Annotated in this window: 7 protein-coding genes; 4 read left to right on the top strand and 3 right to left on the bottom strand. The window is 67.8% G+C overall.

Going from position 1 to position 8,409, the window contains the following annotated elements; all coding sequences use genetic code 11:
• Nucleotides 1-337: 337 nt before the first annotated feature.
• A complete protein-coding gene (locus SGR02S_RS11205) occupies nt 338-1,573 on the bottom strand; it encodes an acyl-CoA dehydrogenase family protein (RefSeq protein ID WP_156483056.1) in 1,236 nt (411 codons plus the stop codon).
• Nucleotides 1,574-1,669: 96 nt separating this feature from the next.
• Here SGR02S_RS11205 and SGR02S_RS11200 point away from each other — a divergent pair, with 96 nt between their 5' ends.
• The 4 genes from SGR02S_RS11200 to SGR02S_RS11185 all read left to right on the top strand — a co-directional run bounded on the left by SGR02S_RS11200 (nt 1,670) and on the right by SGR02S_RS11185 (nt 6,137).
• Nucleotides 1,670-2,647 carry a flavin reductase gene (locus SGR02S_RS11200; protein WP_067109427.1) on the top strand — a complete coding sequence of 326 codons (978 nt, stop codon included), beginning with the start codon at nt 1,670-1,672 and terminating at the stop codon, nt 2,645-2,647.
• Between the two features lie 120 nt (nt 2,648-2,767).
• Complete coding sequence (locus tag SGR02S_RS11195; protein WP_067109424.1) at nt 2,768-4,279, top strand: class I adenylate-forming enzyme family protein; 1,512 nt, start codon at nt 2,768-2,770, stop codon at nt 4,277-4,279.
• 27 nt (nt 4,280-4,306) lie between these two features.
• The gene (locus SGR02S_RS11190; RefSeq protein WP_067109421.1) at nt 4,307-5,548 is read left to right on the top strand and encodes a cytochrome P450; all 1,242 of its coding nucleotides are present in this window, start codon (nt 4,307-4,309) and stop codon (nt 5,546-5,548) included.
• A 118-nt stretch (nt 5,549-5,666) separates the two neighbouring features.
• Nucleotides 5,667-6,137: a MarR family winged helix-turn-helix transcriptional regulator gene (locus SGR02S_RS11185; RefSeq protein ID WP_067109418.1), complete on the top strand. Its 471-nt coding sequence runs from the start codon at nt 5,667-5,669 to the stop codon at nt 6,135-6,137.
• Here SGR02S_RS11185 and SGR02S_RS11180 read toward each other — a convergent pair.
• Together SGR02S_RS11180 and SGR02S_RS11175 are read right to left on the bottom strand one after the other, a co-directional pair.
• Nucleotides 6,128-6,931 (bottom strand): enoyl-CoA hydratase/isomerase family protein, encoded by an 804-nt coding sequence (locus SGR02S_RS11180; protein ID WP_067109415.1) that lies wholly within the window; start codon nt 6,929-6,931, stop codon nt 6,128-6,130. The two genes, SGR02S_RS11185 and SGR02S_RS11180, sit on opposite strands and share 10 nt — an antisense overlap.
• 25 nt (nt 6,932-6,956) lie before the next feature.
• Nucleotides 6,957-8,345, bottom strand: a complete 1,389-nt coding sequence (locus tag SGR02S_RS11175; protein ID WP_156483055.1) for a sulfatase-like hydrolase/transferase — start codon at nt 8,343-8,345, stop codon at nt 6,957-6,959.
• Between the last annotated feature and the right edge of the window lie 64 nt (nt 8,346-8,409).

Raw genomic sequence — 8,409 nt, 5'->3', positions numbered from 1 at the left:
GGACAAGGTCAGGGTGACGGAAAAGAGAAACCGTGCCGAAATCCGAATCCCCACGGGTCTTAGAGTATCCGTGATGGTCAAGCGCGTACTTTGACCCAGAGTCTATTGGCTTTGAGGAGAGCGTTTGCGGTGACGATGATTTTTCGCATGATAGCAGTGATGGCGACCTTTGGCGGTTTTCCGGCGGCGATGAGCTGTCGTGCGTTAAATCTGCATCACCCTTTCTGCCGTTCGTGCTGAGCTTGTCGAAGCACCGTCCTTTTTCTTGCGGCGCCAAAAGAAAGAACGGCCCTTCGACAAGCTCAGGGCAAACGGTTCAGATTTAATGCTCGATGCTCTAAAGCAGGAGCGAGTTCGGCGGCAGTCCGACGAGCGCGCGGCCATGCAGTTCGGTCGCGACGTCGAGGTCATAGACGATGTGGCTCTGCATGACCTGCACGTCGCGCAGCAGCCGCTGCATCGGGTTGTCGAGCGCATGGACGCTCGATCCCACCGCCTCGCAGCACGTCCGGACCGCCTCGACGCATTGCTGGACCGCGATGGCGATTTCGGCGCGAAGGCGGATGCGCTCGGTCGTCTGTTCGGGTTCGTCGATTTCGCCGATCGCCAGATTCTCCTTCGCGGCCCAGCGGATCGTGCGCTCGGCGGACCGCGCCAGCAGGTCGGCGCGCGCGAGGCGCATCTGCGCCGCGGGCTTTTCGACGCTGGCGTTGCCGCTGCCCATCTTGACATGGTTCTTCAGCCGCTCGCCGCACAGCGCGATCGCCTGCCGCGCGGCGCCGAGCGCCGGGATCGACGCGGTCACGCACAGATTGGGCAGCATCGGCGAGCCGTAAAGGCCGGGACCATAGAGCGCGCGGCCGTTGCCGCGCCCCGAACGGACCGGCTGCACCGCGAACTGATAGCCGGCGGGGACGAAGACGTCCTCGGCGACGATGTCGTTGCTTCCCGTCGCCGCCATGCCCGCCATGTGCCACGTGTCGATCACGCGCACCTGATCGGCGGGAAGCAGCATCATGCGCACGATCGGCGGCGCGCCCTCCTGCGCCTCCAGCGCGTTGAGCAGCACCCAGTCGGCGTGCATCACCACCGTGCCCCACTTCCAGCGGCCGGACAGGCGATAGCCGCCCTCGACCGGGGTCGCCGTTCCCGGCGGCGCGGCGACGCTGGGAGCGATGACATAGGGGGTCCTGCCCCACACCTCGGCCTGCGTCGCTTCGGGCAGCTGCGCGATCAGCCAGTTATGCTCGGCGGCGAAGCAGGCGGTCCAGCCGGTCGAGGGACAGGCCTCGGCGATTGGCAGCGTCGCGCTGATATAGGTGTCGGGGTCGAACTCCAGCCCGCCGAAACGCCGTGGCACGTAAAGATAGAAATAGCCGCTGCGACGCAGTGCATTCCATACCTCGTCGTCGGGACGCCGCTGGTGCTCGGCCGAGGCCGCGCGCTCGGCGACCAGCGGCTTCAGCGCGCGCGTGCGCTCGATCAGCCCCTCGGGGGTGATCGCGTCCAGTTCCTCGCGGCTCAGATAATCGTCGCCCGCCGGAATGCGGCGATCGGCCAGGGGTTCGGTCATCATCCTCTCCTTCCAATTTCCGGAGCGAGTCATAGTCACGCACTCTATAATGTCAACTTAGTTGACTAATATTATAGGGGATGGCAAGGGAGGGCGATGGAAAAGCCGCAAACTGCTCAGGAGATCGCCGCCGCGCTGCGCCTTGCGCTGCGCGGGCTGGTGCGTCCCGTCGCGGTGCTCACCGCCGAGCATCGCGGCGTGCGCCATGCCATGGCCGCCACCGCTTTCTGCGAGGTGAGCATGGACCCGCCGTCGATGCTGGTGTGCATCAACCGGTCCAATGCGACCTATACCGCAGTGGCCGAGGGAACCGAGATCGGCCTCAGCCTGCTGTCGGAAGAGCAGGAAGAGGTGTCGCGCCGCTGCGGCGGCGGCGCGGCGGGCGAGGACAAGTTCGCGGTCGGCGAATGGCTGCTCGAGGCGGGAAAGCCGCCGCGGCTCGCCGACGGCTGCGCGGCGATGGTCTTGCGCATCGCCCAATGCGTCGACCACGGCACGCATGTCGTGGTGATCGGCGAGATCGTCGATATCGCCCACGGTGCGGCCCCGGCGCCGCTGGCCTTTCACGACGGCGCCTATTTCTTCCCGCTGACGCAGGCCGCGCTCAACCTGGTTGCGCAATCGTGCAAAACAGGCGAAGCGGACGGGATGAACGACGGTTATCTGATGATGGATCTGATGCGCGCCTTCTACTGGTTCGACGAAGGGCTGCAGTCGGCGCTCAAGGCGCGCGGCTGGCAGAGCATCTCGCGATCGCAATCGTTCACGCTCGCCAATATCGCGCTCGGCATCCACCGGCCGTCCGACATCGCGCGCAACCTCGGCATCTCGCGCCAGGCGGTGAGCAAGATGCTCCAGGAAATGGGCGAACAGGGTCTGATCACCGTCGAACCCGACCCCGACGACAAGCGGGCCTCGCTCGTCGGTTTCAGCGAAAAGTCCGCGCAACTGCGCGCCGACGCGCTCGAGATTCTCATGCAGCTCGAACGCACGATCGGCGAGCGCATCGGCGCCCGCGCGCTGAAGGCGCTGCGCGCCGCGCTCGGCCAGGATTGGGGCGCGCTGCCCGCCTAACGCCGGCCTCCAGCCAATATCCTGCTTGCCGGTCGCGCGCGCCTGCTGCGCCGCGCCGTCATTGACACGTCGCGCCGTCCCGATAATATTGTCAATTAAATTGACAAGAGGAATCATGGGATGAGGGTGAGCAACGCGCTCGTCCGGGCCGCGCGGGCGGCGCCGGACAGGATCGCCGCGATCGAGGGGGAGCGCGCTCTGACATGGCGCGAGATCGCCGATCGCGTGGCGCGCATCGCCGCCGTCCTCGACGATGCGGGAATCGATCCCGAGCGGCGCGTCGCGGTCCTCGCGCACAACGGCATCGCCTATTTCGAGGCGTGGTACGCGGTGCCGTGGTGCGGCGGCGTCCTCGTGCCGCTCAACACGCGGCTCGCCGTCGCCGAACTCGATTTCCAGCTTCGCGATGCGCAGGTGGGCCTTCTGCTTCACGATGCGGCGTTCGCGGGCGCGGCGGCGGAACTGCGCGCACGCGGCGCGGTCGCGCGTACCCTTTCGCTCGATGCGGAGCTGCCGGCGCTCGCCGCGGCGGCGGAACCGCGCGCCGAACATGACGGCGCGGGCGAACTCGCGGGCATCTTCTACACCGGCGGCACGACCGGGCTGCCGAAGGGCGTGATGCTCAGCCACGGCAATCTGACCGCGATGGCGATGAACCTTCTCGCGCATATCGATTTCGCCCCGGGCGACGTGCTCTTCCACGCCGCGCCGATGTTCCACCTCGCCGACATCGGCACGCTGTTCGGCACCATGGCCGCCGGCACCCATGTCTTTCGCCCCGCCTTCGATTGCGGGGCGATGCTCGCCGATTTCGCGCGCTTCGGCGTCACCCATTGCTTCACCGTCCCGGTGATGATCGAGCGGCTGACCCGCGAAGCCGCCGACCGCGGGCTCGACCTGTCGCAGCTGCGCTACCTCGGCTATGGCGGGTCGCCGATGGCGGCCGCCTCGCTCGAAAGGGCGCGGCGCCAGTTTCCGGGGATTCGCTTCGTCCAGGGCTATGGCCAGACGGAATTCCCGGCCGCGACCTTTCTGTCGCCCGCGGATCACGCCGCCGACGCCGATCCCGCGCTGCTGCGCTCGTGCGGCCGGCCCTGCGTGGGGTACGACATCCGCATCCTCGACCCGCAGGGCGGCGAATGCGCGCCGGGCGAGGTGGGCGAGATCGTCGGGCGCGGCGACAATGTGATGATGGGCTATCTCGGCCGGCCGGAGGAAACCGCCGAAGTGCTGCGCGACGGCTGGCTGCACACGCGCGATGCGGGCTATCGCAACGCCGACGGCTATCTCTTCATCACCGACCGGCTGAAGGACATGATCGTCTCGGGCGCCGAGAATGTCTATTCGATCGAGGTCGAGAATGCGCTGTCCTATCACCCGGCGGTCATCGAAAGCGCGGTCATCGGTCTGCCCGACCCCGACTGGGGAGAGCGCGTCCACGCGATCCTGGTGGTGGCCGAAGGCGCCGAGCCCCCGGCCGGAGCCGATCTCGATAGCGTCTGCCGCGAACGGATCGCCGGATACAAGATTCCGAAAAGCTATGAATTCCTTGCCGAACCGCTTCCGCGGTCCGCCGCCGGCAAGGTGCTGAAGCGGGCGCTCCGCGATGCGCGGATCGGCGATGCGCCATGACCACGATCACGGAAGGACAAGCGACCCATGCTCGACACACGGACGAGGCCGTTCGATCTCACCCGGTCCGAAACCTTCCGCGACGGCCATCCCTTTGCCGTCTATGACGCGATCCGGACGGCGGAGCCGGTCTATCGCAACCCCGGCGACGGCCGATCGCCGCCGATCTGGGTCCTGACGCGGCACCGGGACGTCGAGGCCGTTTCGCGCGACACCGCGAATTTCACCTCGACCCAGGGTTTCCGGGTCTTCGAGCAGGGCGGCGTCGCGGCCTTGAAGCCGCATATCCGCGAAGCGATCACCAGCACGCTGCTGACCATGGATCCGCCCGACCATACGCGGATCCGCCGGCCGATGCAGGCGCATTTCCTGCCGTCGGCGCTGCACCGGCTCGAAGCCCGGATCGACAGCTTCGTTCGCGACATGGTGGCGGCGCTGCCCGCCAACGCGGAAATCGAGTTCGTCACGCGGGTGGCGGCGGTGGTTCCCATTCGCACGCTGTGCCTGCTGCTCGACATTCCCGAGGCCGACCGGGCGCGCGTCTTCGACTGGACGAACCGGCTGGTCGGCACCTCCGACCCCGAATATGGCGCGAGCGCCGAGGATTCGAACGCCGTGTTCGAGGAGGTCTTCGATTATGGCACCCGGCTTCTCGAACGCCGTTCGGCCGAGCCCGGCGACGACCTGCTGAGCGTGGTGGCGCAGATGTTCGGCGGCGAAGAGGCAGGGATGCGGAACGTCCGGCGGGGGATGTTCACCCTGCTGCTGGCGGCGGGCAACGAAACGACGCGCAATTCGCTGTCGGGCAGCATCGTCGCGCTGAGCGCCGCGCCCGACCAGCGGCGGATGCTCGCCGAAAATCCCGATCTGATCGCGCGGGCGATCCCCGAGTTGCTGCGCTTCGTCACCCCGGTCATCCAGATGATGCGCGTCGCCCGGTCGGACGTCGAGGTGGGCGGGCAGCTGATCGCGGCCGGCGACCGCGTCGCCATGCTCTATGGCGCGGCCAACCGCGACCCCGAAATGTTCGACGATCCGCACCGGCTCGACATCGCGCGGCCGAACGCGGCGCGCCACCTGTCGTTCGGAATCGGCATCCACCATTGCCTCGGCGCGCGGATCGCGGCGCTGCAGCTGAATGCGATCCTGCGCGCGCTACTGGGCCGGTTCCCCGAAATCGGCGCGGTGCGGGACCCGGCCTATCTTCAGAGCAATTTCGTGTGCGGGATCAAGCATCTCGCCGTTCATCTGGGGCCCGAGCGGCGCTGAAGGGGCCGTCGGTTTCCGCAGCGTCGCAGTAGCCCGCCCCGCGTCTCGTCAAGCGACTTAACCTTTCGGCGGCTGCCGTGTATCGCCGGGCCGGGCCGGGCGGCAGGGGACTTGCGTCGTGATCGAAACCGAATTTCTGTTCGTATCCCTGATGGAGGGGTTCGAATGGTTCGACGAAAGCCTGCAGCGCAGCCTGAAGGCGGCGGGCATTCCGCAACTGTCGCGGACCGAATCGATGATCATGATCCACGTCCAGATGAACATCGTGCGCCCCGCCGAAATCGCGCGCAACCTGCGCCTGACGCGGCAGGCGGTCCACCTGACCATCGGATCGCTCGTCAAGCGCGGCGTTTTCGAGCTGCGCCCCGATCCCGGCGACAAGCGGGTCAAGATCGTCGCGCTCACCGAAAAGGGGCGCTGGATGCGCAAGAATGCGAACCGCATCGTGCGCGAAGTGACCGACGTCCTGGCCTATCGCATCGGCCAGCAGCAGATCGATGCGCTGCGCAGTGCCTTCCGCCAGCCGTGGGGCGACCCCGTCACGCTCGATTCGAAGCCCGACCCCGAAGCGCCGCGCGATCAGGGCTGATCGAAGCGCGGCGCTCGCTTTTCGAGGAAGGCGGTCCGGCCTTCGCGAAAGGCGGGCTCGTTCCCCAGCAACAGCTGGTTGCGATCCTCCATCGCGAGCGCCGCCTCGAAACTCGGCGCGTCGAGGCTGTGGTTGAAGCATTGCTTCGTCATCCGCAGCGCCTCCGGCGCGGTCGCGCGCATCGCGGCGAGATAGGCTTCGGCGGTCGATTCCAGCGCCTCCGGCGCGACGACGTCGGACAGCAGGCCCAGCGTCAGCGCGCGGTCGGCGGACAGGTCGCGCCCGGTGAACAGGATCGAAGCGGCGGGGGAGGCGCCGATCAGCCGCGGCAGCAGATAGCTCGCCCCGACGTCGCAGCCTCCGAGGCCGACCTTGATGAAGGCGGCGTTCATCCGCGTGTCAGGGGTCGCGATGCGGATGTCGGCGGCGAGCGCGAGGACGAAGCCGCCGCCGGCCGCCGCGCCGTGCATCAGCGCGAGGATCGGCTGCGGGCAGCGGCGCATCGCCAGCATGATGTCGCGGATGTCGCGCTGGACATCCATCGCCTCGGCGAGCCCGCCCTCGGCGAAGCGCCGCGCCTGGTCGCTCGCCAGGTCGAGCCCCGCGCAGAAAGCCCGGCCGGCGCCGCGCAGCACGACGATGCGGCAGTCGCGGCGGCGATAGAGCCGCTCGAAATAGTCGCGCAGCTCGGCCGTCAACCGGTCGTCGAGCGCGTTGAGCCGCCCGGGCCGGTTGAGCGTCACCCATTCGACGTCGCCGCGCCGCTCGATCAGCAGGGGTGCATCCGTGGTCATGCCCATATCCTGTCGGCCGGTCCGCTCAATAGCCGGCGAGATGGCCGTTGCCGCGCAGTTCGTAGCTGAAGGTCGAATCGAGATAGGGCAGCATCTGCTTGTCCCACGCCGCGAACTCGGCCTTGAGCGCGTCGAAGACGTCGGGGCGCACCGTCCGGAGGTTGGCGACCTCGCGCGGGTCGGCGGCGACGTCGAACAGGAACTCGTGCCCGCTCATCGCCAGATATTTCATCGCGCCGCGCATCGCCGCGCGCTGGTCCTGCGCCTTGTGGCGCCAGAAGAGCAGGCGGTCGGGCCCGGCGCTTCCGGCGGCCAGATCGGGCAGCAGGTCGCGCCCTTCGAGCCCGAGCCCGGCGGGCGCCTCCGCCCCGGCGGCGGCGAGCAGGGTCGGCACCCAGTCCATGGTGATGTTGGTCAGCGCGCTGCGGGTGCCGGCGGGAACGTGGCCCGGCCAGCGGAAGATCGCCGGGACGCGGATGCCCCCTTCGAGCAATTCGCCCTTCATGCCGCGGAACGGCCAGACCTTCGAGAAGCGCTCGCCGCCATTGTCGCTGGTGAAGACGACGATCGTGTTGCCGGCCTGCCCGCTCGCCTCGATCGCCTCGAGAATCCGGCCGACGCCGTCGTCGAGGCTCTTGACCATCGCCGCATAGACCGCGTTGCTGCCGCCGTCATAATGAAAGGAATCGCGGATCGTCTTCGCGACCGCCTCGTCCTCGGGGCCCTCCCACGGCCAGTGCGGCGCGGTATAATGGACGCTGAGCAGGAAGGGCTGCTTCGCCTGCGACAGCCGCGCCATCTCGTCGACGCTGCGCGCGGTGATCAGGTCGGTCAGATAGCCCTGGCGATGAATCTCGGTCTCGTCCTCCCACAGGTCGTGGATGAATTTGCCGCGGATCGTCATGCCGTGCTGGAAATAGTCGACGCCGCCCTGATAGATGCCGAAGAAGCGGTCGTAGCCGCTCTTGAGCGGGCCATATTGCGGCAGGCCGCCGAGGTGCCACTTGCCGACCAGCGAGGTCGCATAGCCCGCGCGCTTCAGCAGGCTGGGCAGGGTCGCGACCGACGGCGGCAGGCCCAGGTCGGGATGCACTCCCAGCGGCTCGTCGAGCCCGCCCGGCAGGCGATATTGATAGCGCCCGGTCATCAGCGCGAGGCGCGTCGGCGAACAGACGCTTGAATTGGAATAGGCCCGGTCGAGCGCGATCCCGCCCGCGGCGAGGCGATCGAGATGCGGCGTCTGGAAATCCTCGCGTCCGAAGCAGCCGAGATCGGCAACGCCCAGATCGTCGGCGAGGATGAAGACGATGTTGGGCGCATCGCGCCGGGGGGATCGCGCGAAACCGGTCGCGCTCGCCATGCCGGCGACGACCGATGCCGCGCCTGCCTTCACCATGTTGCGCCGCGACCACATAAGACCTCCTCTTCCCGTCGATCCCCGTGTCTTTCCGGCTCCGATCGCCGCACGGGATAACGTA

It is taken from the genome of Sphingopyxis granuli NBRC 100800 (assembly GCF_001591045.1).
In the GTDB taxonomy this organism is placed as follows: Bacteria; Pseudomonadota; Alphaproteobacteria; order Sphingomonadales; family Sphingomonadaceae; genus Sphingopyxis; species Sphingopyxis granuli.
This window is presented reverse-complemented; position numbering and strand designations above follow the sequence as displayed.

Bases quoted from the DNA above. Each gene is read 5' to 3' on its own strand.
- SGR02S_RS11205 (WP_156483056.1), bottom strand. From the start codon at position 1,573: ATGACCGAACCCCTGGCCGATCGCCGCATTCCGGCGGGCGACGATTAT.
- SGR02S_RS11200 (WP_067109427.1), top strand. From the start codon at position 1,670: ATGGAAAAGCCGCAAACTGCTCAGGAGATCGCCGCCGCGCTGCGCCTT.
- SGR02S_RS11195 (WP_067109424.1), top strand. From the start codon at position 2,768: ATGAGGGTGAGCAACGCGCTCGTCCGGGCCGCGCGGGCGGCGCCGGAC.
- SGR02S_RS11190 (WP_067109421.1), top strand. From the start codon at position 4,307: ATGCTCGACACACGGACGAGGCCGTTCGATCTCACCCGGTCCGAAACC.
- SGR02S_RS11180 (WP_067109415.1), bottom strand. From the start codon at position 6,931: ATGACCACGGATGCACCCCTGCTGATCGAGCGGCGCGGCGACGTCGAA.
- SGR02S_RS11175 (WP_156483055.1), bottom strand. From the start codon at position 8,345: ATGTGGTCGCGGCGCAACATGGTGAAGGCAGGCGCGGCATCGGTCGTC.